Origin of the sequence: Streptomyces tendae (assembly GCF_014650435.1) — a bacterium.
GTDB lineage: Bacteria > Actinomycetota > Actinomycetes > Streptomycetales > Streptomycetaceae > Streptomyces > Streptomyces tendae.
Genome location: NZ_BMUY01000123.1, coordinates 1 through 532 on the forward strand (window position 1 = coordinate 1; position 532 = coordinate 532).

1 pseudogene is annotated in these 532 nt (G+C 75.9%); it reads left to right on the plus strand.

The features are described from left to right. A pseudogene (locus tag IE258_RS40940) lies at positions 1-532 on the plus strand (glycoside hydrolase family 65 protein); the annotation flags it as partial.

The following is a 532-nucleotide window of genomic DNA, read 5'->3' on the forward strand; positions in this document are numbered from 1 at the left end:
TCCGCCGTTACCGGTCTCTGGCACGGCACCACCTGGTCCGGATGCGCACCGGTGCCTCGGCGGCGGACACGGCCTGGCTGAGCTGCCGCACCAGCGCCTCCGACATCGGCATCGGCATGGCGGCCCGCACGGTCACCTCCGAGCCCGCCACGGCGTCGGAGATCCGTCCCTCCCACCGCAAGGCCGTGCACCGGCTGGTGGTGCCCGTCGGCCCGGGCCGGCCCGCCGTCGTCGACAAGACGGTGGCCCTGCACACCTCCCGCGACCGGGCGATCGCCGACCCCCTCGGCGCGGCGCTCGACCGGGTGGCCGAGGCCGACGCCTTTCCGGAGCTCCTCGCCTCGCACACCACGGCGTGGGCCCGCCTGTGGCGCGGCGCGGACATCCGGGTGCCGGGCGAGGCGGGCCGCATCCTGCGCCTCCACCTGTTCCACGTGCTGCAGACGCTGTCCCCCAACACCGCCGACCTGGACGTGGGCGTGCCCGCCCGCGGCCTGCACGGGGAGGCGTACCGGGGGCATGTGTTCTGGGA